The 23,956-nt window shown below is 62.0% G+C and carries 18 protein-coding genes; 3 read left to right on the forward strand and 15 right to left on the reverse strand.

All coding sequences use genetic code 11. The features are described 5' to 3' along the window. Nucleotides 1-290: 290 nt before the first annotated feature. Complete coding sequence (locus tag ACP92_RS23875) at nucleotides 291-2,147, forward strand: ABC transporter ATP-binding protein (RefSeq protein ID WP_013236692.1); 1,857 nt, start codon at nucleotides 291-293, stop codon at nucleotides 2,145-2,147. 259 nt (nucleotides 2,148-2,406) lie between these two features. Here ACP92_RS23875 and bglX read toward each other — a convergent pair whose 3' ends face one another. Continuing rightward, entirely contained in the window at nucleotides 2,407-4,761 is a 2,355-nt protein-coding gene (bglX, locus tag ACP92_RS23880; RefSeq protein ID WP_013236693.1) for a beta-glucosidase BglX, read from the reverse strand. 273 nt (nucleotides 4,762-5,034) lie between these two features. Here bglX and ACP92_RS23885 point away from each other — a divergent pair, with 273 nt between their 5' ends. Beyond that, nucleotides 5,035-6,588 (forward strand): glucan biosynthesis protein G, encoded by a 1,554-nt coding sequence (locus ACP92_RS23885; RefSeq protein ID WP_013236694.1) that lies wholly within the window; start codon nucleotides 5,035-5,037, stop codon nucleotides 6,586-6,588. 283 nt (nucleotides 6,589-6,871) lie between these two features. On the opposite strand, the gene ACP92_RS23890 is transcribed toward ACP92_RS23885, so the two are convergent. From ACP92_RS23890 to ACP92_RS23955, 14 genes are all read right to left on the reverse strand, one after another. After that, nucleotides 6,872-7,786 (reverse strand): ParB/RepB/Spo0J family partition protein, encoded by a 915-nt coding sequence (locus tag ACP92_RS23890; protein ID WP_013236695.1) that lies wholly within the window; start codon nucleotides 7,784-7,786, stop codon nucleotides 6,872-6,874. A gap of 64 nt (nucleotides 7,787-7,850) precedes the next feature. Next, a complete protein-coding gene (locus ACP92_RS23895; protein WP_013236696.1) occupies nucleotides 7,851-8,621 on the reverse strand; it encodes a ParA family protein in 771 nt (256 codons plus the stop codon). A gap of 18 nt (nucleotides 8,622-8,639) precedes the next feature. Beyond that, nucleotides 8,640-9,272 (reverse strand): leucine efflux protein LeuE, encoded by a 633-nt coding sequence (leuE, locus tag ACP92_RS23900; RefSeq protein ID WP_013236697.1) that lies wholly within the window; start codon nucleotides 9,270-9,272, stop codon nucleotides 8,640-8,642. Between the two features lie 51 nt (nucleotides 9,273-9,323). Further along, nucleotides 9,324-9,860 (reverse strand): lipocalin family protein, encoded by a 537-nt coding sequence (locus ACP92_RS23905; protein WP_013236698.1) that lies wholly within the window; start codon nucleotides 9,858-9,860, stop codon nucleotides 9,324-9,326. Further along, entirely contained in the window at nucleotides 9,860-10,522 is a 663-nt protein-coding gene (gene rsmG, locus ACP92_RS23910; RefSeq protein WP_048348640.1) for a 16S rRNA (guanine(527)-N(7))-methyltransferase RsmG, read from the reverse strand. The genes ACP92_RS23905 and rsmG overlap by 1 nt, the downstream gene beginning before the upstream one ends. Nucleotides 10,523-10,574: 52 nt before the next feature. Next, nucleotides 10,575-12,503, reverse strand: a complete 1,929-nt coding sequence (gene mnmG / locus ACP92_RS23915; protein ID WP_013236700.1) for a tRNA uridine-5-carboxymethylaminomethyl(34) synthesis enzyme MnmG — start codon at nucleotides 12,501-12,503, stop codon at nucleotides 10,575-10,577. Nucleotides 12,504-12,778: 275 nt separating this feature from the next. Continuing rightward, entirely contained in the window at nucleotides 12,779-13,540 is a 762-nt protein-coding gene (locus ACP92_RS23920) for a sulfite exporter TauE/SafE family protein (RefSeq protein ID WP_041311376.1), read from the reverse strand. A 382-nt stretch (nucleotides 13,541-13,922) separates the two neighbouring features. Then, nucleotides 13,923-14,903: a branched-chain amino acid ABC transporter permease gene (locus tag ACP92_RS23925; RefSeq protein WP_013236702.1), complete on the reverse strand. Its 981-nt coding sequence runs from the start codon at nucleotides 14,901-14,903 to the stop codon at nucleotides 13,923-13,925. A 12-nt stretch (nucleotides 14,904-14,915) separates the two neighbouring features. Continuing rightward, nucleotides 14,916-15,800: a branched-chain amino acid ABC transporter permease gene (locus ACP92_RS23930; RefSeq protein WP_013236703.1), complete on the reverse strand. Its 885-nt coding sequence runs from the start codon at nucleotides 15,798-15,800 to the stop codon at nucleotides 14,916-14,918. A 135-nt stretch (nucleotides 15,801-15,935) separates the two neighbouring features. Beyond that, entirely contained in the window at nucleotides 15,936-17,144 is a 1,209-nt protein-coding gene (locus ACP92_RS23935) for an ABC transporter substrate-binding protein (protein WP_013236704.1), read from the reverse strand. Nucleotides 17,145-17,328: 184 nt separating this feature from the next. Further along, nucleotides 17,329-18,057: an ABC transporter ATP-binding protein gene (locus ACP92_RS23940; protein WP_013236705.1), complete on the reverse strand. Its 729-nt coding sequence runs from the start codon at nucleotides 18,055-18,057 to the stop codon at nucleotides 17,329-17,331. Nucleotides 18,058-18,086: 29 nt separating this feature from the next. Beyond that, entirely contained in the window at nucleotides 18,087-18,857 is a 771-nt protein-coding gene (locus tag ACP92_RS23945) for an ABC transporter ATP-binding protein (protein WP_013236706.1), read from the reverse strand. A 213-nt stretch (nucleotides 18,858-19,070) separates the two neighbouring features. Then, nucleotides 19,071-20,690 carry a GMC family oxidoreductase gene (locus ACP92_RS23950; protein WP_013236707.1) on the reverse strand — a complete coding sequence of 540 codons (1,620 nt, stop codon included), beginning with the start codon at nucleotides 20,688-20,690 and terminating at the stop codon, nucleotides 19,071-19,073. Nucleotides 20,691-20,874: 184 nt separating this feature from the next. Further along, on the reverse strand, nucleotides 20,875-22,386 hold the full coding sequence (locus ACP92_RS23955; protein ID WP_013236708.1) for a CoA-acylating methylmalonate-semialdehyde dehydrogenase: 1,512 nt from the start codon (nucleotides 22,384-22,386) through the stop codon (nucleotides 20,875-20,877). A gap of 281 nt (nucleotides 22,387-22,667) precedes the next feature. Between ACP92_RS23955 and ACP92_RS23960 the strand changes: the two genes are divergently transcribed. Beyond that, nucleotides 22,668-23,552 (forward strand): LysR family transcriptional regulator, encoded by an 885-nt coding sequence (locus ACP92_RS23960; RefSeq protein ID WP_013236709.1) that lies wholly within the window; start codon nucleotides 22,668-22,670, stop codon nucleotides 23,550-23,552. Nucleotides 23,553-23,956: the final 404 nt, after the last annotated feature.

Here is a 23,956-nt window from a genome sequence, read left to right on the forward strand (position 1 = left end):
CCATCATTCCGATTTTCCGACAAGTGTTTTCCCGGGCTCTGATACACGCAAGCGCGCTGCATGTGAGATGATGCGGCTTCCATCTTCTCGCGACCCTGCCCCGGAACCACGATAGCGGCCCTGTTGCCGCAGCGATCCGCCAGCGCGCATGAACCGGTGTATCCGCCCCGACAGGGCGCTCTTCCGATACCCCGGAGTAAAGACGTCCGACCGTGCCGCTGCCGTGGCTGCCGCCCTTTGCGAGCGCACCGCAGCGCCGTCGCCCGCCACCCGATCTTGGAGTTTGTTGCATGTTCAGCTGGTTCGAAAAACTGGTCCAACCCTATCCGGAACACCACCCCCTGCCGCCGCCGCGCGGCTTCATGCGCTTCATCTGGTTCTGTACCAAGGGAGTACGTCCCTACATCGCCGCCATGACCTTGATGACGGCCATCATCGGCGTGTTCGAGGCGCTGCTCTTTGCCGCCCTGGGGCGCATCGTCGACTGGCTGGCCAAGATCGCGCCGTCACAGCTGTGGTCGCAGGAAGGTCATACCTTGACCTGGCTGGTGCTGATCCTGGCGGCCAGCCCGCTGCTCATTGCCTTGCAGACCATGTACAAGCACCAGACCCTGGCCGGCAACTTCCCCATGCTGCTGCGCTGGAATTTCCATCGCCTCATGTTGAGCCAGAGCATGAGCTTCTACCAGAACGAGTTCGCCGGACGGGTCGCCACCAAGGTCATGCAGACCGCCCTGGCGGTGCGCGACTTCTGCATGATCGTGGGCGATATCCTGGTCTTCATCACCATCTACTTCGCCACCCTGATCGGTGTGGTGGGCAGCTTCGACATTTGGATGCTGGCGCCCTTCTTCATTTGGCTGGCGGCCTTCGCGGTGGCGCTGCGCTACTTCGTGCCGCGCCTATCCGCGGTGGCGCGCAACCAGGCCGACGCCCGCTCGCTGATGACCGGTCGCATCACCGATGCCTATACCAACATCGCCACCGTCAAGCTGTTCTCGCACGCGGGCCGCGAGGCCGACTATGCGCGCAGCGCCATGCGTGAATTCCTGGTGACGGTGAACCAGCAGATGCGCCTGGTCTCGGGCTTCGAGGTGGTCAATCACCTGTTGAACATGGTGCTCATCATCGGCGCCACCGGGGTGTCGCTGTACCTGTGGACCCAGGGCAAGGTGGGCGTGGGTGCCGTGGCGGCCAGCACCGCCATGGCGCTGCGCCTGAACGGCATTGCGCACTGGGTGATGTGGGAAATGTCGTCGCTGTTCGAACACGTGGGCACGGTGCAGGATGGCATCAACACCCTGGCGCGCGCGCATGACGTCAAGGATGCGCCGGACGCCCAACCGCTCAAGGTGAGCCAGGGTGAACTGCGCTTCGAGGGCGTGAGCTTCAGCTACGGCGGCGCGGCGCCGCGCCCGGTGGTGGACAAGCTGGACCTGGTGATCCGCCCCGGTGAAAAGATCGGCCTGGTAGGCCGCTCCGGCGCCGGCAAGTCGACCATCGTCAATCTGCTGTTGCGCTTCTACGATATCGAGGGCGGCCGCATCACCATCGATGGCCAGGACATCGCCCACGTCACGCAGGACAGCCTGCGTGCACAGATCGGCATGGTCACCCAGGACACCTCGCTGCTGCACCGTTCGGTGCGCGAGAACATCACCTATGGCCGTCCCGACGCCAGCGATGCCGAGATGACCCACGCCGCCGAACGCGCCGAGGCGCATGACTTCATCGGCACGCTGGCCGACGCCAAGGGCCGCACCGGCTATGACGCGCATGTGGGCGAGCGCGGCGTGAAGCTCTCTGGCGGTCAGCGCCAGCGCATCGCCATTGCCCGCGTGATGTTGAAGGATGCCCCCATCCTGCTGCTGGACGAGGCCACCAGCGCGCTCGATTCGGAAGTGGAAGCGGCCATCCAGACTTCGCTCTACAAGCTCATGGAAGGCAAGACCGTGGTGGCCATTGCGCACCGCCTCTCCACCATTGCGGCCATGGACAGGCTCATCGTGCTGGACCAGGGCCGTATCGTCGAGCAAGGGTCGCACGCCGAACTGCTGGCGGCCAATGGCTTGTATGCGCGCTTGTGGTCGCATCAAAGTGGCGGCTTCCTCGGTGAAGAGGAAGAGGATGCCGCCGTGATGGCGTAACTCCTGATTTTTATAAATGATTTAGATCATTTATGGCGGGAGCAAAAAAATGGGCGCACTGTCGAGTGCGCCCATTTTCGTTGCTTCATCCAACGACAATTTATATCTCCAACCGTTCGGACTGAGTAGGCCCTTCGGGGCCGTATCGAAGGCGCTCCGTCGGCTGTCGAAGATATAAAAGCACGACGGCGAGCCTTCGATACGCGGCTTCGCCGCTACTCAGTCCGAACGGGAATCATATTGCCCTCTCCCAGAAAACTTACTGCAGATTGAACGAAGCCGTCTTCACCTCCTTGGAATCCAGCCCGATCTGCACCTGGAATTCCCCCGGCTCGGCCACGTATTCCAGCTTGGCGTTGTAGAAGGACAGCGCCTTGCGATCAATGCTGAACTGCACCTGCTTTTCTTCACCCGGCTGCAGCATCACCTTGCGGAAATCCTTCAACTCCTTGACCGGACGCACCACCGAGGCCGCCACGTCGCGCAGATACAGCTGCACCACGGTCGCACCTGCCCGGCGGCCCACGTTCTTCACCGTCACGCTGGCCTCTACCTTGCCATCGGCGCTCATGCTCGGCTGCGACAGGCTCACCTCCGAGAGCTTGAATTCGGTATAGCTCAGGCCGTATCCGAAGGGATACAGCGGACCATTGGGCTCGTCGAAGTACTGCGAGGTGTAGTTGCCCGGCTTGCCTTCGGTGTAGGGACGACCCACGCGCGGATGGTTGTAGTAGCTGGGGATCTGGCCGACCGAACGCGGGAAGGTGATGGGCAGCTTGCCGGACGGATTGACATCGCCAAAGAGGATGTCGGCAATCGCATTGCCTCCCTCGGTGCCGGTGTACCAGGTCTCCAGGATGGCCGACGCGTTCTCGCGCGCCCAATTGAGATCCAGCGGACGGCCATTCATCAGCACCAGCACCAGCGGCTTGCCGGTGGCCTTCAAGGCCTTGAGCAGGTCCAGCTGGCTCTGCGGCAGCGACAGCGAAGTACGGCTGGAGGATTCATGCGACATGCCACGCGACTCGCCCACGGCGGCCACGATCACATCGGCATGGCGCGCCGCCTTGACCGCTTCATCGATCATCGCCTTCGGACTGCGCTTGTCCTGCACCACTTCCGGATCATCCCAGTTCAGGAAATTGAGGTAATCGACGATGTGCTTGTCTTCGGTGATGTTGGCGCCGCGTGCATAGACCAGCTTGCCCTGCCCGCCCAGCGCTGCCTGCAGCCCCTGGCGCAGCGTGATGGTCTGCTTGTCCTTGCCCGCAGCGGACCAGCTGCCCAGCATGTCGATGTGCGAATCGGCCAGCGGACCGACCAGGGCGATGCGCGCATTCTTCTTCAGTGGCAGCGCGGCATTGCGGTTTTCCAGCAGCACCATGGACTGCTGCGCGACCTCGCGCGCATCGCGGCGATGCAGGCGACTGTCGGCGTAGACGTCGGGCGGATCATCGGCCGCGCGGCCGATGCGCACATACGGGTCCTTGAACAGGCCCAGGTCGTACTTGGCGCCGAGGATGTCGCGCACGGCATTGTCCAGCTCCTGCTGCGAGACCTTGCCCGAGCGCACCAGCTCCGGTAATTGCTTGATGTAGACCTGGTCGGCCATGCTCATGTCGGTACCGGCCTTCATCGACAGGCGCGCGGCTTCACTGTCGTTCTGCGCCACGCCGTGATTGACCAGTTCGGTGATGGCGCCATGATCGGACACGGTCAATCCCTTGAAGCCCCAGTCGCGGCGCAACAGGTCTTGCAGCAGCCAGGTGTTGGAGGTGGCCGGAGCGCCGTTGATGGAATTGAGCGCCACCATCACCGCGCCCGCGCCGGCATCGATGGCGGCGCGATACGGCGGCAGGTAGTCGTTGTACATGCGCTGCGGATCCATGTTGACGACGTTGTAGTCGCGTCCGCCTTCGACGGCGCCATACAGCGCAAAGTGCTTCACGCTGGCCATCACGCGATTGGCGGCGATAGGCTTGGTGTCGCCCTGCAGCGCGCGTACCGAGACCTCGGCGATGCGCGAGACGAGATAGGGGTCTTCGCCAAAGCCTTCGGAGGTGCGGCCCCAGCGCGGGTCGCGGCTGATGTCCACCATCGGCGCGAAGGTCATGTCGATGCTGTCGGCGGCGGCTTCCTCGGCGGAGACGCGCATGGCGCGGGCGACCACGTCCATGTCCCAGCTGGAGGCCAGGCCCAGGCCGATGGGAAAGGTGGTGCGATGGCCGTGGATGACGTCATAGGCGAAGAACATCGGGATCTTCAAGCGCGAACGCATGGCGCCGTCCTGCAGCGGACGGTTCTCGGGACGGGTCACCGAATTGAAGGTGCCGCCCACCCGCCCGGCGGCCAGTTCCTCGGCCAGCTTCTTGGCGGGCATCTCGGGGCCGATGCTGATCAGGCGCAATTGTCCGATCTTTTCTTCCAGCGTCATCTGGCGCAACAGGTCGTCGATGAAGGCGGTCTTGTCGCCGAGCAAGGCCGGATTGGCTTGCGCATGGGCGGTCGGGCCGGTGAGCACGGCGCTGCAGGCCAGGGCGCACAGGGTGACGGCCAGGGCCAGGCGGGGACGGCGCGTGGGCGCGGCTTGCCGCTTGGTAAGCTTGTGGGACACGGGTTTCCTCTCTCTTTTTTAAACTTTGGCGGCAGTCTGCCCTCTACTCTGTGACCTGCACAAGCGGGACAGCAGCCGGGCGGCGGGAGCACTTATTGCTTGCGTTCTTTGATGCATGGCCAGCCGGACGGTTCGCTATATTATTCTGTTTTGATGCCTGCCGGACACGCAGGCGCATGGCGGCGCACAGCCCGATGGTGCTGGAATGCCGCATCTTTGTGGAGAAATGCATTGATCAGACATGGATTGACATGGAGTTTCCTGCACAGCGTGATGGTATCGGCCACGCTGTCGGCTTGCCTGCTGGCCGCCTCGGCGCAGGCGCAGACCAGCCAGGGCTTCGACCTGAACCAGGCCGTGGCGCGCGCCAAGGACCTGGCCGCCAAACCCTACCAGAAGCCGGTGAGCAATCTCTCACCGACCTTTGCGGCGATGCAGTTCGCCGACTACATGAAGATCCAGCCCAAGAGCGAGAAGTTCGAATGGCGCGACCAGAAGACGCCCTTCAAGCTGGCCTTCTATCACCAGGGCATGCAGTTCAACGCGCCGGTGGCGATCCACGAGATCATCGATGGCCGCGTGCAGGACGTGGGCTACAGCACCGACCGCTTCAACTTCGGTGACCTGAACCTGGCCAAGGACAGCACCGCCCACCTGGGCTATGCGGGCTTCCGCGTGGTCTATCCCATCAATCGCGATGACAAGGAAGACGAGGTCATGAGCGTGCTGGGCGCGAGCTATTTCCGCGTGATCGGCAAGGGGCAAGTGTATGGCCTCTCGGCGCGTGGACTGGCGATCGATACCGCCATGATGAGCGGCGAGGAATTCCCGCACTTCACCGAATTCTGGATCCAGCGCCCGGCGCCGGGCGAGAAGCAGCTGACCTTCTATGCGCTGCTGGATTCGCCGCGCGCCACCGGGGCCTACAAGTTCACCCTCACGCCGGGCAAGGACGCCCTGCTCGATGTGCAGGCCCGCGTATTCCTGCGCGGTGAAGTGGGCCGCCTGGGTATTGCGCCGCTGACCAGCATGTTCCTGTTCGGCCCCAACCAGCAATCCTCGCGCCGCAACTTCCGTCCGGCCATCCACGATTCCAATGGCCTGGCCATCCATACCGGCAACGGCGAATGGCTGTGGCGGCCGTTGAACGATCCGCAGAATGTGGAAGTGAGTTCCTTCGAAGTCAGCAATCCACGCGGCTTTGGCCTGTTGCAGCGTGGTCGCGAATTCTCCGCCTATGAAGACCTGAAGGACCGCTACGACCTGCGCCCCTCCGCCTGGATCGAACCCAAGGGCGACTGGGGCAAGGGAGCCGTGCAGCTGGTCGAGATTCCGACCGCCGACGAGACCAACGACAACATCGTGGCCTACTGGCTGCCTGCACAACTGCCCGCGCGCGGCACGCCGCTGGCCTATGACTATCGCATCCACTGGACCATGGACGAGCCGGCCATCCTCAACAATGAAGTGGGCTGGGTCAAGCAGACCTTCCATACCGATGGCGAGCTCACGCAAGCCAACCTGATCCGCGCCTTCGATGGCACCACGGCGCTGCTGGTGGACTTCACGGGGGGCCCGCTGGGCGCGCTGCCGGCGGGCACGCCGGTGCAGCCGCAGGTGAGCGTGTCCAACAATGGCGAACTCATCGATGTGCAACTGCAGCCCAATCCGGCCATCAATGGCTGGCGGCTGACGCTGCGGGTGAAGATCCGCAATGTGGCGCAGGCGGTGGAGTTGCGCGCCGCGCTGAGCGCCAATGGCAAGCCGCTGACCGAGACGTGGAGCTATCAGCTGCCGCCGCGTTCGGATGTGCAGCGGACGTTCTGATACCGTGCCACGCCGGCCCGCTCAGACTGAGTAGCGGCATGGCGGCGTAGCGAAGGCGCAAGGCGCAATTACGTTCAAGCTTCATGCGCCTTCGATACGGCCCTGAAAGGGCCTACTCAGGTCGAGCGGTAGGATGAGTGCTCAATAAGTACTCAATAAGTACTCAATAAGTACTCAATGAGTATTCGGAGAAGATCGTTATTCTATAAATTATTTATATCAATAAAAAATGGGCTGCTCCGAATCGGGCAGCCCATTTGCTTTGGTGCATAGGATGGGGCGATCAGCTCTCCACCGACTCCCCGCGCAAACGGGTGATGACGCCATCGAGCGCATCGAGGTCGTTGAAGCTGATGATCAGCTGGCCCTTGTTGCGTGCGCCGGTCTTGATGTTCACCTGGGTGGCCAGCAGATCCGACAGTTCTTCTTCCAGGCGGGCGATGTCGCGGGATTTTTCCTTTCCTTCGCGCGGCTTGGCGGCCTGCTCGGCGGAGGCGCGGGTGACCAGCTTCTCGGCGTCGCGCACCGACATGCGCTTGGCCACGATCTGGTTGGCCAGCTGGATCTGGGTGGCCGAATCGACCACCAACAGCGCGCGGGCGTGGCCCATGTCGATATCGCCGGCCATGAGCATGGTCTGCACCGGCTTGGCCAGGTTGAGCAGGCGCAGCAGGTTGGACACCGCACTGCGCGAACGGCCCACGGCAATGGCGGCCTGCTCGTGGGTGAAGGCGAAATCGGTGATGAGGCGATGAATGCCCTGGGCTTCTTCGAGGGGATTGAGATCCTCGCGCTGCATGTTCTCGATCAGCGCCATGGCCGCCGTGGTCTGGTCGTCCACGTTCCTGACCAGCACCGGCACCTCGGTCAGGCCGGCGATCTTGGCGGCGCGGAAGCGGCGCTCGCCGGCGATGATCTCGTAGGTATCGCGGCCATTCTTCTGGCCGATGGCGCGGATCAGGATGGGCTGCAGCAGGCCCTGCTCCTTGATCGAAGCGGCCAGTTCATTGAGCGCGCCCTCGTCCATGCGGGTACGCGGCTGATACTTGCCGGCCTGCAGTTCGGTGACCGGCATGACCGTGGGCAGGCCCTGGGCAGCGGCCTGCGCCTGGGCTTCTTCGGTGATGTCGGATGAACCGCCCAGGAGCGCGTCCAGTCCGCGTCCCAGACCCTTGGATTTTTTCGGTAGAGTTGCCATGCGATTGCCTGATGAAAACGATGCGTGATTACAGCGCGAGTGATAGCGCGGGTTATAGCGCGAATTACAGTGTCTTGATGCGCTCGACCATTTCCGCGCCGAACGCGATATAGGCCTGCGCACCCTTGGAAGCCGGATCGAAGGTCACGCCCGGCAGTCCGTACGAAGGCGCTTCGGCCAACCGCACATTGCGCGGGATGACGGTCTTGAAGACCTTGTCGCCGAAGTGCTGTTCCAGCTGATCCGAGACCTGTTGCGACAGGGTCATGCGCGGATCGAACATCACACGCAAGAGGCCAATGACCTTCAGTTCCGGATTGAGCTTGGCATGCACCTTCTTGATGGTGTTGACCAGGTCCGACAGCCCTTCCAGTGCATAGTATTCGCACTGCATCGGGATGATGACCCCATGCGCCGAACACAGACCATTGAGGGTCAGCATGGACAGCGCCGGCGGGCAGTCGATGAGGATGAAGTCATAGTCGTCGGCGACCTGGGCGAAGGCGTTCTTCAGGCGTGCTTCGCGCTGTTCCAGTTCGACCATTTCCACTTCGGCGCCAGCCAGCTCGCGGTTGGCGGGCAGCACGTCGAAACCGCCGGCTTCGGAACGCTTGCGCACGGCGCGGATGTCGGACATGCCCAGCAGCACTTCATAGATGGAGGCTTCCAGGGTCGCCTTGTTCACGCCAGAACCCATGGTGGCGTTGCCCTGGGGGTCGAGGTCGGCCAGCAGCACACGCTGGTTCAGCTGCGCCAGGCCAGCGGCGAGATTGACCGCGGTAGTGGTCTTGCCTACGCCACCTTTCTGGTTGGCGACACAAAATATTTTTGCCATATCTTTGTTATGTGAGCGTTATTGCGTGGTCAACTTGATGCCGAAACCGATCAGGAACACCCCTGCCGCACGCGAGGCCAGCCGGGCGATGGTGCGATTGCGGGCCATGCGGCGGGCGGCGGCATTGCCGACCATGACCAGCACGCTGCCATAGAGGAAGGTGCAGCAACTGATCACCGCGCCCATCGTGATGAAGGTCAGCGCGCCTTGTTGCGTGGCGGGATCCAGGAACAGCGGGAAGAACGCCATGTAAAACACGATGGCTTTCGGGTTGAACAAAGTGACCAGAAAGCCGCGCCGGAATTCTGCGGCGTTGGAAAAGGGTACGACTGTACCACCGCCCTCGCCTCTTGCAAACAACAGACGCGCACCGAGGTAGGCCAGATACGCCGCCCCCAGGTACTGCAGACCATGGAACAGCAAGGGATTGGCATGCAACAGCGCGGCCACGCCGGCGGCGGCCAGGAACATGAGCACGACGTCGCCCAGCATCAGCCCGGCCTGCGCCGCAAAGCCCCCGCGCACGCCGCCCTTGGCCGCGCAGGTGAGCACGCAGAAAGTGCCGGGGCCGGGCAGCAGCAGGAACACCATGGTGGCGGCGATGAGTTGCCAGATATCGGTGATGCCGAGGGAATGAAACAGCGCCTGCATGATGCCGCCTCCTGTGTGCGCAAGGGCCCGGGCGGGGCCGCTGGGGTGTGCTTAGGGCTTGCTCTTGACCACGCGCGAGGTGTCGAAGCCTTGCTTGGTGGCGTTGTTGAGCGCGTTCTCGTACTGCTCGTCGCTGATGGTGGGGGTGCGCGAGAGTATCCAGAGATATTCACGCGAGGGGCTGCCCACGGTGGCCAGGGTGTATTGCGGGTCCAGATCCATAATCCAGTAGTCGCCCCAGACCATCGGAATCCACGACAGCCAGGCCGGTGCGAAGCGCACTTCCAGCTTGCTGTTGTTGCTGCCGGCCACCACCCGCGCCACGCCCTTGGCCTCGTCCACGCCATCGGCAGTGCGGCAGCGGTTGGTGACATCGATCATGCCATCCTCGCGCGGCGCGTAGTCGGCGCTGGTGCTGGAGAGGCATTTCTTCTGGAAGCTGTTGGGGATCTTGGCGATCTCATACCACTTGCCGGCGTAGCGCTTCAGATCCACCGAGGGGACGGTCTTGACCTCCTGCGCGCTGGCCGCACCACCGACTGCCAGCAAGACCATGGCGGCCACCAGGGCCTGTTTGAGTTTGTTCATCAGGTCGTTCTTTCCATGAAGATGAGATGCCGTTCGGCATCCAGGCCCGGCACCTGCAAGGGCTGCACCTGCTGCACGGCCCAGCCCGGCGGCAACCGGTCGATTTCCTCTTGCGGCAGCACCCCCTTGAGGGCGATGTACTTGCCGCCTTGCTGCAACAGGTGGTTCGACCATGTGACGAAGTCCTTCAGTTCCGCAAAGGCGCGTGAAGTGATGACATCGTATTGTTGCTCGATGGGCAACTGTTCGACACGGGCATGCACGACCGTGACATTGCCCAGCTGCAATTGCGCCTTGACCTGATTGAGGAAGGCCGTCTTCTTCTGCACCGTATCGACCAGGGTGATCTTCATCTGCGGCTGCGCCTGGGCCGCCCAGATGGCCAGCACGATACCCGGCAGGCCGCCGCCCGCGCCCACGTCCAGCACACGCTGCGCACCGGTGAAGGCGGACACGGCCGAGAGCGAATCGAGCAGGTGGTGCGTCACCATCTGCGCCGGGTCACGCAAGGCCGTCAGGTTGTAGACCTTGTTCCACTTGGCCAGCAAGGCCTGGTAGGCCATCAGCTTGTCGAGCTGGGCGTCGGAGAGCGTCAGGCCCATGGCCGTGGCGCCCTCCTTCAGGGTGCGGGTCAGGTGGTTCAGGTCTGCAGTGTTGCTCATCCGTGATGCCTTGGTATTGATCTGGTTCGGGAAGGGTGTCCGGCTTTTTTCTTCATGCCGCCTGATTGTCGGTGGCGGTGGCGGGCTTCAGGCCGCCCTTCTTCAGATGCACCAGCAGCAGCGATAAGGCCGCCGGGGTCACGCCCGAAATCCGCGAAGCCTGGCCCAGGGTTTCCGGACGATGCTTGTTGAGCTTCTGGCGCACTTCGATGGACAGCGCCTTGACGTCCATGTAGTCGAGGTCGGCGGGCAGCTTCAGGTTTTCATTGTGATCCTGGCGGCTGATCTCGTCGGCCTGGCGGGCGATGTAGCCGGCGTACTTGACCTGGATCTCGACCTGTTCGCGCACCGGGCCGTCTTCGATGCCGGGGCCGGCCAGCGCCTGGCCTTCGGTGCCGGTCAGGCCCATCAGGCTGTCGTAGCTGACGTTGGGGCGGCGCAGCAGGTCCAGCAGGTTGTATTCACGCTCGATGGCCTTGCCCAGCACACGCTCGGCTTCAGCTGCGGCGAGGATGCGCGGGTTGACCCAGGTGGACTTGAGGCGCTCCATTTCACGTGAAACAGCTTCGCGCTTCCTGTCGAAGGCTTCCCATTGCGCATCGCCCACGCAACCGAGTTCGCGGCCGATCTCGGTCAGGCGCAGGTCGGCATTGTCTTCGCGCAGCGAGAGACGATACTCGGCGCGGCTGGTGAACATGCGGTACGGCTCTTGCACACCCTGGGTGACCAGGTCGTCGACCAGCACGCCCAGATAGGCTTCATCACGGCGCGGGGTCCAGGCTTCGCGGCCCTGGGTCTGCAAGGCGGCGTTGATGCCGGCCAGCATGCCCTGGGCGGCGGCTTCTTCGTAGCCGGTGGTGCCGTTGATCTGACCGGCGAAGAACAGACCCTGCACCTGGCGTGTTTCCAGGGACGACTTCAGGCCGCGCGGGTCATAGTAATCGTATTCGATGGCATAACCGGGACGCAGGATGTGGGCGTTTTCCATGCCCTTCATCGAGCGCACCAGTTCCAGCTGCACGTCGAAGGGCAGGCTGGTGGAGATGCCGTTGGGGTAGAACTCGTGAGTGGTCAGGCCCTCGGGTTCCAGGTAGATCTGGTGCGAATCCTTGCTGGCGAAGCGGTGGATCTTGTCTTCGATGGAGGGGCAATAACGCGGGCCCACGCCTTCGATCACGCCGGTGTACATGGGGCTGCGATCCAGCCCGCCACGGATGATGTCGTGGGTGCGGCTGTTGGTATGGGTGATCCAGCACGGCATCTGGCGCGGGTGCATGGCGGCATTGCCCATGACGGAGAACACTGGCACCGGGTCGAGATCGCCCGGTTGCTCTTCCAGGATGGCCAGGTTGATGCTGCGGCCATCGATGCGCGGTGGCGTACCGGTCTTCAGGCGCCCTTGCGGCAGCTTCAATTCCTTCAGCCGGGCCGACAGCGACACCGCTGGCGGATCGCCGGCACGGCCACCGGAGTAGTTGTTGAGACCCACGTGGATCTTCCCGTCCAGGAAAGTCCCTGCAGTGAGCACCACTGCCCTGCCCGCGAACCGGATCCCGGCCTGGGTCACGGCGCCCACCACGCGATCTCCTTCCAGCATCAGGTCGTCCACGGCCTGCTGGAACAGCCACAGGTTGGGCTGGTTTTCCAGGCGCGAACGGATCGCCGCCTTGTACAGGATGCGGTCGGCCTGGGCGCGCGTGGCGCGTACAGCCGGTCCCTTGGAGGAATTGAGGATGCGGAATTGAATACCGGCTTCATCGGTGGCGATGGCCATCGCCCCACCCATGGCATCTACTTCCTTGACCAGGTGGCCCTTGCCGATCCCGCCGATGGAGGGATTGCAGGACATCTGGCCGAGGGTTTCGATGTTGTGCGTCAGGAGCAGGGTTTTCTGGCCCATGCGTGCTGCGGCCAGTGCAGCTTCGGTGCCGGCGTGACCGCCGCCAACGACAATGACGTCAAATTGTGTGGGGAATAGCATGATGCGCGCCTCGCGGAGAGGTAAGAACAGAGGCGAGATTATAAGACCTTTTATCCGGGCGGGTCGGATGCCACTCCAGAGGCTGTTGGTTTACCGCACTTCCCTCCCCTCCAACCTGCTATTACTTTCACAAAGCGATAGCTAGAGCTGATCAATGAAACATTCGCGGAGCTGTTTCACGTGAAACAATGCGCGTCAAAATAAAAGCGGAGCCATTAGCTCCGCTTTACCTTCCACTCCAACTTTTACCTACCTCGACTGTTTCACGTGAAACATCACCGCAAGAAGGCGTCATACCCGGACTTCAGGATCAGCACGCCCACCACCACCAGGAACAGCTTGCGGACAAACACGCTACCGTGCTTCATGGCCAACTTGGTTCCCACCAGCGAACCCGCCACATTGAACACGGCCATCAGCAAACCCAGTTGCCAGATCACATGCCCGCTATACCCAAACCAGCACAGCGCCGCGAGATTGGTCGCCACATTGACGAACTTGGCTGCCGCCGAGGCTGACAGGAAGTCATAGCTGAATACGCGCACAAAGAGGAAAACCAGGAAGCTCCCCGTGCCGGGACCAAAGACGCCGTCATAGAAGCCCACTGCCCCACCAATCAAGGCCGCGTAGAAAATCTCGCGGCTTCCGCTCAGGGTAGGCGCATGAGTGGTGCCGAAGTCCTTCTTCTTGAGCGTATAAAGCGCCACGGCGATCAAGACGAAAGGCAAGGCCTTCCGAATCAGGTCCGTCGGGATATGGGTCACGACATAGGCGCCGAAAAAGGAAAACGCAAAGGCCGCCATGGCCGCGGGTGTGACCGTACTCCAGCGCACCGCCACCTTGCGGGCAAAATTGATGGCCGCGGCGCTGGTCCCCATGACGCCGGTGACCTTGTTGGTCCCCAGCAAGGTTGCTGGCGTGGTCGTGGGGAAGACCGAGAACAGCGTCGGCACCAGCACCAGGCCGCCACCGCCCACCACCGCATCAATCAGACCGGCGACGAAGGCCGCTCCGCACAGGATGAGGTAATCAAGCACGGCCGCCCTCCCCTCCGGAGCAGGACGCGGAGAAAGAGGGAGACATACAGCAACACCAACAGCGGCAGCAAGAGCGGAAACGGAACATGGAATCGGAAGCAAAGGTGGATGACGAAAGCCGGAAAGAAGAAGCCCTACCGGCAGCACCATCGCAGCCCTCCCCCGACCGGCCCACATTCTACCGCCCCGTCCGACGCAGCATCAGCAACAGATGACGCCAGCCTGGATCTATTTTGGGGGCCGCCCTTGGCTCTGTTACGCAACACCGGGCAACTGTTCTGCACGCACAAAAAATTACCGCCGGGAAATCACCTGAAAAGGTGATTTCCGGCGGTAAAGGGATCATCGTCGCCGACGATCCCGACTCTGTTGATCCCTTGGGCTAGTGCGACCCGCTGGCCTGCCCTTTCCGGGTCAAGGCCAGGATTTCCCCGACGATGCCCTTGCGGAAGGCCAGCACGCAGACGATGAAGATGAAGCCCGTCACGATGGTCACCGAATCGCCCAGGGTATTGAACCAGTCGATGTGGGTGACACTGGCCAGCCAGGCGCCGATATCACCCAGCTTGTTCTCCAGCATGATGATGATGACCGCGCCGACGATGGGTCCGAGGATGGTGCCCAGGCCCCCCACCAGCGTCATCAACACCACCAGGCCGGACATGCTCCAGTGCACGTCAGTGAGGGTCTCGAAGCCCAGCACCAGGGTCTTGGTGGCGCCTGCCAGGCCCGACAGGCCGGCCGACAGCACGAAGGCCAGCAGCTTGTAGCGCGCCACGTCATAGCCCAGCGAGATGGCGCGCGGCTCGTTCTCCTTGATGGCCTTCAAGACCTGGCCGAAGGGCGAATGAATGGTCCGCACGATCAGCGCAAAGCCCGCCACCGCAATGGCCAGCACGACGTAGTACAGGGTCATGTCGCTTTCCAGGTTCAGGAAGCCCAGCAGCTTGCCGCGCGGCACGCCCTGCAAACCATCCTCGCCGCCGGTGAAGGGCGCCTGCAAGGCCACGAAGAACAGCATCTGCGCCAGCGCCAGCGTGATCATGGTGAAGTAGATGCCCTGGCGGCGGATCGCCAGCAGGCCCATCACCAGACCGATCAGCGCCCCGGTCAGGGTCCCTATGATCAGGCCCAGCTCAGTGGGCAGGCCCCATACCTTCAAGGCCTGTCCGCACATGTAGCCGGCCCAGCCCAGGAAGGCCGCGTGGCCGAAGGACAGCAAGCCGGTGTAGCCGATCAGCAGGTTGAAGGCGCAGGCGAACAGCGCAAAGCACAGCATCTTCATCAGGAACACCGGGTAGATGCCGAACGGCGCCGCCAACAACAATATTAGTAAAACAGCAATTCCGATTTTCTTGTTCATGCCGGTCTCCGATTATTTCTCTTTGCCGAACAGGCCGGCCGGACGGACCATCAGGACGATGGCCATGATGATGAAGACCACGGTGGCCGACAGCTCCGGGTAGAACACCCGGGTCAGGCCTTCGATCAGGCCCAGCACCAGGCCCGTGATGATGGAGCCGAGGATGGAGCCCATGCCGCCGATCACCACCACCGCAAAGACGGTGATGATGAGGTTGGAACCCATCAGTGGCGAGACCTGGATCACCGGCGCCGCCAACACGCCCGCAAAGGCCGCCAGCGCCACGCCGAAGCCATAGGTCAGGGTCACCATCAGCGGCACGTTGATGCCGAAGGCTTCGACCAGCTTGGGGTTCTCGGTGCCGGCGCGCAGATAGGCGCCCAGGCGGGTCTTCTCGATCACGAACCAGGTCGCGAAGCAGACGATCAGCGACGCCACCACGACCCAGGCGCGGTAGTTGGGCAGCACCATGAAGCCGAGGTTGGTCGCCCCCTGCAGCAGGTCCGGCACCGAATACGGCTGGCCGGAGACGCCATAGATGGAGCGGAAGATGCCCTCGATCATCAGGGTGATGCCGAAGGTCAGCAGAAGGCCATAGAGGTGGTCCAGCTTGTAGAGCCAGCGCAGCATGGTCTTCTCGATGACGATCCCGAAGGCCCCCACCAGGATAGGCGCCACGATGAGCATGACCCAGTAGTTCAGGCCGAGGTAGGAAAGCCCCATCCACGCCAGGAAAGCGCCCAGCATGTAGAGCGTGCCGTGGGCGAAGTTGATCACGTTGAGCAAGCCAAAGATCACCGCCAGGCCCAGCGAGAGCATGGCGTAGAAGGAGCCGTTGACCAGTCCCAGCAGCAGCTGGCTCAACAAGGCTTGCAGGGGTATGCCGAATAGTTCCATAAAAACCCGTTCATCCAGATGGGTGAAGATCACCATCGCCTACAGCCCGCCCTACAGCAAAAATCTGCCATCCCCGTGTGAACAGAAATGACAGATTTTGCTGGGCTGTGCGATGGCCTTACTGCTACGTCGTGCTTACTTCCAGGCCGCGCACTTGGATTCGGCCTTGGTGGTCCAGGCCTGCTCTGCGGGGATGGTCTGCACCAGCTTGTAGTAGTCCCACGGATACTTCGATTCCGACTGGGCCTTGACCTGGTACAGGTACATGTCGTGCATCACGCGGCCGTCAGCGCGCAGGTAACCGTTCTTCTGGTACATGTCGTTGAACTTGGCCTTGCGCAGCGCCGCCATGACCTTGTCGGAGTCATCGGTACCGATTTCCTTGACCACCTTCAGATATTGCAGCGCAGCCGAGTAGTCAGCCGCTTGCAGGGAGGATGGCATTTTCTTGCGCACGGCGAAGTAGCGCTTGGCGAAGGCGCGGGTTTCCTCATTGGCGTCCCAGTACCAGCTGTCGGTCAGGTACAGGCCTTCGGTATTCTTCAGCGTCAGCGAGTGCACATCGTTGATGAACACCAGGAGACCCGCCAGCTTGGCAGTCTTGGTGATGCCGAACTCGTTGGCTGCCTTCACCGAGTTGATGAAGTCGCCGCCGGCATTGGCCAGGCCGATGATCTGGGCCTTGGAGCTCTGCGCCTGCAGCAGGAAGGAAGAGAAGTCGGACGCGCCCAGCGGGTGCTTGACGGCCCCCACCACGGTGCCGCCGGAGGCCTTCACGACGTTGGCGGTATCGGACTCCAGCGAATGGCCGAAGGCATAGTCAGCGGTCAGGAAGAACCAGCTCTTGCCGCCCTGCTTCACCACCGCCGAACCGGTTCCCTTGGCCAGGGCCACGGTGTCGTAGGCGTAGTGCACGGTATAGGGCGAGCACTCTTCATTGGTCAGGCGGGCCGAGCCGGCGCCGATCTGCATGTAGACCTTCTTCTTCTCTGCCGCCACCTTGGCGCTGGCCAGGGCGGTGCCGGAGTTGGTGCCGCCGATGAGCATGTCTACGCCCTGCTGGTCGAACCATTCACGGGCCTTGCTGGCGGCCACGTCGGCCTTGTTCTGGTGGTCCGCCACCAGCAGTTCGATCTTCTTGCCGTTGATGGCGCCGCCCATGTCGGCGATGGCCATCTTGATGGCTTCCGCGCCACCCTGGCCGTCGATGTCGGAATACACGCCCGAGATGTCGGTGATGAAGCCGATCTTGATCACATCACCCGAGATCTGGGCCGATGCCGATGCCGACGCGAATACCGCCGCTGCTGCGGTGATCGCCAGTGCCATTGCCTTAAGTTTCATTGTCATCTCCTCTGTTATGAAGCCCGCTTGTGATAGTGGTGCCAGTTGAACTGGTGCGGCAGAGGATCACTCCCCCGTCACTTATGCTTACGTATTAGTGTTCAGTACCTGTTAAGCAGTACTTCTTGTTCTGGTGAAGCCGTTGCTACGGAAAAACCACGCCTGCGGACCGGATCAATGCCGATCAGACGCCGAGCAGTTCATTCAGGGTCTGCATCTTCGCTTCCAGCTGCGAGGACGCAAAGGACTCGACGATCTGGCCGTGCTCCATCACATAGAAACGATCGGCCAGCGGCGCGGCGAAACGGAAGTTCTGCTCGACCATGACGATGGTGTAGCCCTTGGCCTTCAAGGTCGTGATCATGCGCGCCAGCGCCTGCACGATGACCGGGGCCAGGCCTTCGGAGATCTCGTCCAGCAGCAGCAGCCGCGCACCGGTGCGCAGGATGCGGGCCACCGCCAGCATCTGCTGTTCGCCACCGGACAGGCGCGTACCCTGGCTGTTGCGACGCTCCTTCAGGTTGGGGAACATCTCGTAGATCTCGTCGATGGACATGCCCTTGTCGGTCTTGGAGACAAAGGGCGGCAGCATCAGGTTTTCTTCAGCCGAGAGCGAGGAGAAGATGCCCCGCTCTTCCGGGCAGTAACCCACGCCGTGATGGGCGATCTTGTGGGTGGCCAGGTTGATGGTCTCCTGGCCGTTGATCTTGATCGAGCCCTTGCGCGTGCCGACCAGGCCCATGATGGAGCGCAGCGTGGTGGTGCGACCGGCGCCATTGCGGCCCAGCAGCGTGACCACCTCGCCCTGGTGGACGTTGAGGTTGACGTTGTGCAGGATATGCGATTCGCCGTACCAGGATTGCAGATCGCTGATCTGCAGCACCAGCGGCGCGGAGGAAGAAGAAGTCGTCATGGCGTCAGCATTCAGGGTGGCGGTGCTCATCAGTGCGCACCTTGCAGTTCGGCGGAGGTACTGCCCATGTAGGCTTCCATCACCTGCGGATTGCGCGAGACTTCTTCATAGCTGCCTTCGGCCAGCAGCGCGCCCCGTTGCAGCACGCTGATGCGGTCGCAGATGCCGGCGATGACGCTCATGTTGTGTTCCACCATGAGGATGGTGCGGCCCGCCGAGACCTTCTTGATCAGGGCGGTCACGCGGTCCACGTCTTCGTGGCCCATGCCCTGCGTGGGCTCGTCCAGCAGCATCAGCTCCGGTTCCATGGCCAGGGTGGTGGCAATCTCCAGCGCGCGCTTGCGGCCATAGGGCAGGTCCACCGTGGTGGTGTGCGCAAAGCTGGTCAGGTCCACCTCTTCCAGCAGCTGCATGGCGCGCTCGTCGAGCTGCTTCAGGCTCTCGCCGTTCTTCCAGAAATGGAAGGAGGTGCCGAGCTTGCGTTGCAGGCCGATGCGCACGTTTTCCAGCACGCTCATGTGCGGGAAGACAGCGGAAATCTGGAAGGAACGGATGATGCCCTGGCGCGCGATCTGCGCGGGAGCATCCATGGTGATGTCGCGACCGTTGAACAGGATCTGGCCCGAGGTCGGCACCAGGAACTTGGTCAAGAGGTTGAAGCATGTGGTCTTGCCGGCGCCGTTGGGGCCGATCAAGGCATGAATGTGACCGCGCTCAATTTGCAGGTTGACCGCGCTTACTGCCGTGAAACCCTTGAATTCCTTCGTCAGGTTTCTTGTCTCCAGAATGACGTCTGTCATGGTCTCTTCTTTCCCTTTGATGCCCGCGCCGGTTGATCCGGTCGTCAAGGCCTGCCTGCTGCGGATGGCCTGGATCTTTTGGATCCAGGAACCGCCGTATTTACCTGGCGAATCGAGAAGCTCGTTTTAATATTTGGCGCATAGTAGCCCGTTCGTACCATTCATACAATACGTATAAGTACCGTATCCTCCAGCGGCTGGGAATTCCTTCTCCTATGCCCGGGAAAGCAGGCTGGAAGCGACTTTCTCGGCAATCATGACGGTCGGCGAATTGGTGTTGCCGGAGGTGATGGAGGGCATCACCGAGGCATCGGCTACGCTGAGGCCACCTACCCCGCGCACGCGTCCCTGGGCATCGACCACGGCCATCGCATCATCGCTGCGGCCCATGCGGCAGGTGCCTACCGGATGGAAGATGGTGGTGCCCACCTCACCGGCAGCGCGATACAGATCCTCTTCTGTCTCATAGTGCGCGCCGGGCTTGTATTCCTCCGGACGGTAGCGCGACAGCGCCGGCGAAGCGGCGATGCGGCGGGTCAGGCGCAGCGCATTGGCGGCGACCTTCAGGTCCTCTTCGGTGGAGAGGTAGTTGGTGGTGATCCTGGGCGCCAGCGCGTGATCCCCCGAGGCCAGGCGCACATGGCCGCGCGAGGTCGGACGCAGGTTGCACACGCTGGCGGTGAAGGCAGGGAAGGCATGCAGCGGATCGCCGAACTTTTCCAGCGACAGCGGCTGCACATGGTATTGCAGGTTGGCGCTGGCCTGCTGCGCATCGGACTTGGCGAAGGCCCCCAGCTGCGAGGGCGCCATCGACATCGGACCGCTTTGCGTGAACAGGTATTGCAGCCCTATCTGCATCTTGCCGACCAGGGTCGAGGCCATGGCGTTGAGGGTCTTGGCGCCGTTGACCTTGAAGACCATGCGCATCTGCAGATGGTCCTGCAGGTTCTCGCCCACGCCCGGCAGCGCATGCACCACCGGGATCTGGTGCTGCTGCAGCAGCGCCGGATCGGCGATGCCCGACATCTGCAGGATGTGCGGCGAACCGATGGCCCCCGCACACAGGATGGTTTCCTTGGCTTCGGCAAACCAGGCGCTGCCGCCCCCGGTGAATTCGACGCCGGTGCAGACCGGCCCCTGCTCGCCCTGCTCCATGCGCAAGCGGCTCACGTGGGAGCCGGTCATGATGGTGAGGTTGCCATCCTTCATGGCAGGCCGCAGGAAGGCCTTGGACGCGTTCCAGCGCACGCCGCGCTTCTGGTTGACGTCGAAGTAGCCACAGCCCTCGTTATCGCCGCAGTTGAAGTCCTCGACCTTGGGGATGCCATTCTCGGCGGCCGCATCGCGGAAGGCATCGAGGATGTCCCAGCGCAGGCGCTGTTTCTCCACGCGCCATTCGCCGCCCGCACCGTGGAACTGGCCGGCGCCGAGATGGTAATCCTCGCTCTTCTTGAACAGCGGCAGCACGTTCTGCCAGCGCCAGCTGTCGTCACCCGTCACGTCGGCCCAGTGGTCGTAATCCCGCGCCTGGCCGCGCATGTAGATCATGCCGTTGATGGACGAACAGCCCCCCAGCACCTTGCCGCGCGGGTAGATCAAGCTGCGCCCGTTCAGACCGGCATCGGCTTCGGTGCGGAACATCCAGTCGGTGCGCGGATTGTTGATGCAGTAGAGATAGCCCACCGGGATATGGATCCAGATGTAGTCGTCCTTGGCGCCCGCCTCGATGAGCAGCACCTTCTTGCCGGTCTTGCGCGAGAGCCGGTTGGCCATGACGCAACCGGCGGTGCCGGCGCCAATGATGATGTAGTCGTATTGCCCTGCCGATTGCATGGTGTCTCCGCTATGCGCTTGTTCTTGGTTCTTGCTCTGTCACTGCCCGTTCGGACTGAGTAGCGCGTATCAAAGACGCAAAGATTCGCCGACGACGCGCCCCTTCGACAAGCTCAGGACAGGCTTCGATACGTCGCGGTGCGACTACTCAGGTCGAACGGTAGTCATGCTAACCACCCCTGCTTTACTTCGCCACCGGCATGGTGAACTCGGCGCCCTTGCCGATAGTGGCCGACCAGCGCTGCATGATGGACTTGTAGCGCGTATAGAAACGAATGCCCTCTTCCCCATAGGCATGGGTATCGCCGAAGAGCGAACGCTTCCAGCCGCCGAAGGAATGCCAGGCCATCGGCACAGGAATCGGTACGTTGATGCCTACCATGCCCACCTGGATGCGGCGCGAGAATTCATGCGCAGTATTGCCATCGGCGGTGAAGAGCGAGACGCCATTGCCGTATTCATGCGCATTGATCAGTTGCACCGCCGAGGCGAAGTCCGGCACGCGCACCACGCACAGCACGGGACCGAAGATTTCTTCCTGGTAGATCTTCATCTCGGTGGTGACGTGGTCGAAGAGCGTACCGCCGATGAAGAAACCTTCCTCATGGCCGGGCACCTTCAGCCCGCGGCCATCGACCAGCAGCTTGGCGCCGGCGTCCACGCCGCTCTGGATGTAGCCCTCGACCTTGGCCTTGTGCGCGGCGGTCACCAGCGGGCCCATCTCGGCGTCGTCTTCCATGCCGTTCTTGACCTTCAAGGCCTTCACGCGGGGGATCAGGGCTTCCACCAGCTTGTCGGCCACGCTGCCCACGGCCACCGCCACCGAAATGGCCATGCAGCGCTCGCCCGCCGACCCGTAGGCCGCACCGATGAGGGCATCGACGGCCTGGTCCAGGTTGGCATCGGGCATCACCACCAGGTGGTTCTTGGCGCCGCCCAGGGCCTGGGCGCGCAGCGGGAAGGTACCGGCGCGCTCGGTGGCCTTGCGATAGATGTATTCCGCAATCGGGGTGGAACCGACGAAGGACACGGCCTGCACCTCCGGATGCTCCAGCAGCGCATCCACAGCGACCTTGTCGCCCTGGACCACGTTGAAGACGCCATCGGGCAAGCCTGCGCGCTTGAACAGTTCGGCCAGCATCAGCGAGGGCGAAGGATCGCGCTCGGAAGGCTTCAACACAAAGCTGTTGCCGGTGGCAATGGCGATGGGGGCCATCCACAGCGGCACCATCACCGGGAAGTTGAACGGCGTAATGCCGGCGGTCACGCCCAGCGGCTGGCGCAGGTTCCAGTTGTCGATGCCACCGCCGATGTTGTCGGTGAACTGGGTCTTGAGCAGCTGCGGAATGCCGGTGGCGAATTCGACGATCTCCAGGCCGCGGGTGACCTCCCCTTTCGCATCCGAGAAGACCTTGCCATGTTCCAGCGTGATCGCCTTGGCCAGCGCATCGTGGTTCTGCTCGATCAGTTCCTTGAACTTGAACAGCACCCGGGCACGCTTCAAGGGCGCCGTCTCCGCCCAGGCCGGCGCAGCCGCACTGGCCGCTGCCACGGCCGCATTGACTTCCTGCACCGAGGCCAGCGCCACCTTGGCGGTCGCAGCACCCGTGGCCGGATTGAAGACGTCCTGGCTGCGGCCGCTCTCGGAGCGGGAAATCTGGCCATTGATGAAGTGATCGATATGCGGGAGGCTCATAAGGTTTCCTTTGGATGTGTTCGATGAGGGCAACGGGACCCGTCTCCTGGTCCCGGATGTCAGACCGGCCACGCAGCAGCGGCGATGAATGGCAAGAATAGTCTCCTCGCGCCAGCTCATCCAATGAGGAATTATCAAGAGCAATATAAAAACTCCTTATAATGCCTTCATCCTTACGCACACCCTGCCCACAGGCTAATCACAGCCTGTCCACCAGGATATCCACGGGTTTATCCACATCTCCAATCCCGTGAAATGCCCAGCAATCGCGGAAGTTGACGATGGATCTGACCCAATTACGTGCATTTATCTCTGTCGCCCATGAAGGCAACCTGACCCGGGCCGCTGACAAGCTGCATTTGACCCAGCCGGCGGTGAGCCTGCAGATCAAGGGGCTGCAAGAAAGCCTGGGCCTGCAACTGTTCAATCGGAGTGCAGCGGGGATGGTCTTGACCGCGGAAGGCAACAAATTGCTGCCACTGGCCGAGCGGGTATTGGCCGATGTGCAGGAACTGCGCCGTCACGCCGCCGACTTTCGCTCCAGTACGGGGGAATTGTCGGGTTCGCTGGCCATCGGCACCATTCTGGATCCGGAATTCATCCGCCTGGGCGGCTTCCTGAAGTTGCTGGTCGAGCGCCATCCGCAGCTGTCGACCCAGCTCGCCCATCACATGTCGGGTTCGGTCCTGAACGAGATCCGCGCCGGCAAGCTCGATGTCGGCTTCTTCCTCGGCGCGCCTGGCCAAGGCTTCCAATCGATGGAGCTGACTTCGTTCACCTACAAGGTCATCGCGCCGGCGGGATGGAAAAACCGTGTCTCGGGTAAGGGGTGGAAGGAGTTGTCGCGGCTGCCCTGGATATGGACCCCGCCGGAATCTGCCCATCATCGTCTATTAAGCAGGATCTTCGCTCAACATCAGGTAAAACCGCATACAGTGGCATTGGTCGACCAAGAGTCATCCATGCTCGACCTGGTCAAGTCCGGGGTCGGACTGTCGTTGGCGCGGGCCTCCATTGCCCTCAACCAGGCGCACGCTCACGGCTTGGTCATCGCTGATGCGGTGGAATTGTCGACGCAGCTGAGCTTCATCTGCCTGGAAAAGTGGCAGCACGATCCCGTGATCCAGGCCGTTTTCCGTCTCTTGCAGGAAATCTGGCAAAGCTGAATTGTCTTCAAGACAAGCATTTGAGATCGAAAATTTCTTATAAGCAAGCTTGATTCACCGTTGTATTGCCGAACCTAAAGGGCCGTTCTGGTTCATCTGGTGCGTGCCAAGGGCTTTTGGGCTGTTTTTTCGGGTTCTGGCGCTTTTTTTGGAAAGATGTCCACCGCGCACGCTCTTCCGGTTCTTTAATTCAGATGTGGATATATATAAGTAGTAGTAGTTGTTAACGGCGCCAAAAACTGTGGATAACTTGGTTTACGCGAAAAAAATCAAGGATTTAGCTTTCTGATAAACGCTTGGTAAGCTTTTGCATTGCGCAGGCACAGATTCTGGACAATTTTTGGCCGGTGGATAAAAAGCGAAGATATACCCAAACCGCGCAGCGGATATGCAGAGACTTATCC

It is taken from the genome of Herbaspirillum seropedicae (genome assembly GCF_001040945.1).
Lineage (GTDB): Bacteria > Pseudomonadota > Gammaproteobacteria > Burkholderiales > Burkholderiaceae_D > Herbaspirillum > Herbaspirillum seropedicae.

Bases quoted from the DNA above. Each gene is read 5' to 3' on its own strand.
- ACP92_RS23875 (WP_013236692.1), top strand. From the start codon at position 291: ATGTTCAGCTGGTTCGAAAAACTGGTCCAACCCTATCCGGAACACCAC.
- ACP92_RS23885 (WP_013236694.1), top strand. From the start codon at position 5,035: ATGGTATCGGCCACGCTGTCGGCTTGCCTGCTGGCCGCCTCGGCGCAG.
- ACP92_RS23890 (WP_013236695.1), bottom strand. From the start codon at position 7,786: ATGGCAACTCTACCGAAAAAATCCAAGGGTCTGGGACGCGGACTGGAC.
- ACP92_RS23895 (WP_013236696.1), bottom strand. From the start codon at position 8,621: ATGGCAAAAATATTTTGTGTCGCCAACCAGAAAGGTGGCGTAGGCAAG.
- leuE (WP_013236697.1), bottom strand. From the start codon at position 9,272: ATGCAGGCGCTGTTTCATTCCCTCGGCATCACCGATATCTGGCAACTC.
- ACP92_RS23905 (WP_013236698.1), bottom strand. From the start codon at position 9,860: ATGAACAAACTCAAACAGGCCCTGGTGGCCGCCATGGTCTTGCTGGCA.
- rsmG (WP_048348640.1), bottom strand. From the start codon at position 10,522: ATGAGCAACACTGCAGACCTGAACCACCTGACCCGCACCCTGAAGGAG.
- mnmG (WP_013236700.1), bottom strand. From the start codon at position 12,503: ATGCTATTCCCCACACAATTTGACGTCATTGTCGTTGGCGGCGGTCAC.
- ACP92_RS23925 (WP_013236702.1), bottom strand. From the start codon at position 14,903: ATGAACAAGAAAATCGGAATTGCTGTTTTACTAATATTGTTGTTGGCG.
- ACP92_RS23930 (WP_013236703.1), bottom strand. From the start codon at position 15,800: ATGGAACTATTCGGCATACCCCTGCAAGCCTTGTTGAGCCAGCTGCTG.
- ACP92_RS23935 (WP_013236704.1), bottom strand. From the start codon at position 17,144: ATGAAACTTAAGGCAATGGCACTGGCGATCACCGCAGCAGCGGCGGTA.
- ACP92_RS23940 (WP_013236705.1), bottom strand. From the start codon at position 18,057: ATGACGACTTCTTCTTCCTCCGCGCCGCTGGTGCTGCAGATCAGCGAT.
- ACP92_RS23945 (WP_013236706.1), bottom strand. From the start codon at position 18,857: ATGACAGACGTCATTCTGGAGACAAGAAACCTGACGAAGGAATTCAAG.
- ACP92_RS23950 (WP_013236707.1), bottom strand. From the start codon at position 20,690: ATGCAATCGGCAGGGCAATACGACTACATCATCATTGGCGCCGGCACC.
- ACP92_RS23955 (WP_013236708.1), bottom strand. From the start codon at position 22,386: ATGAGCCTCCCGCATATCGATCACTTCATCAATGGCCAGATTTCCCGC.
- ACP92_RS23960 (WP_013236709.1), top strand. From the start codon at position 22,668: ATGGATCTGACCCAATTACGTGCATTTATCTCTGTCGCCCATGAAGGC.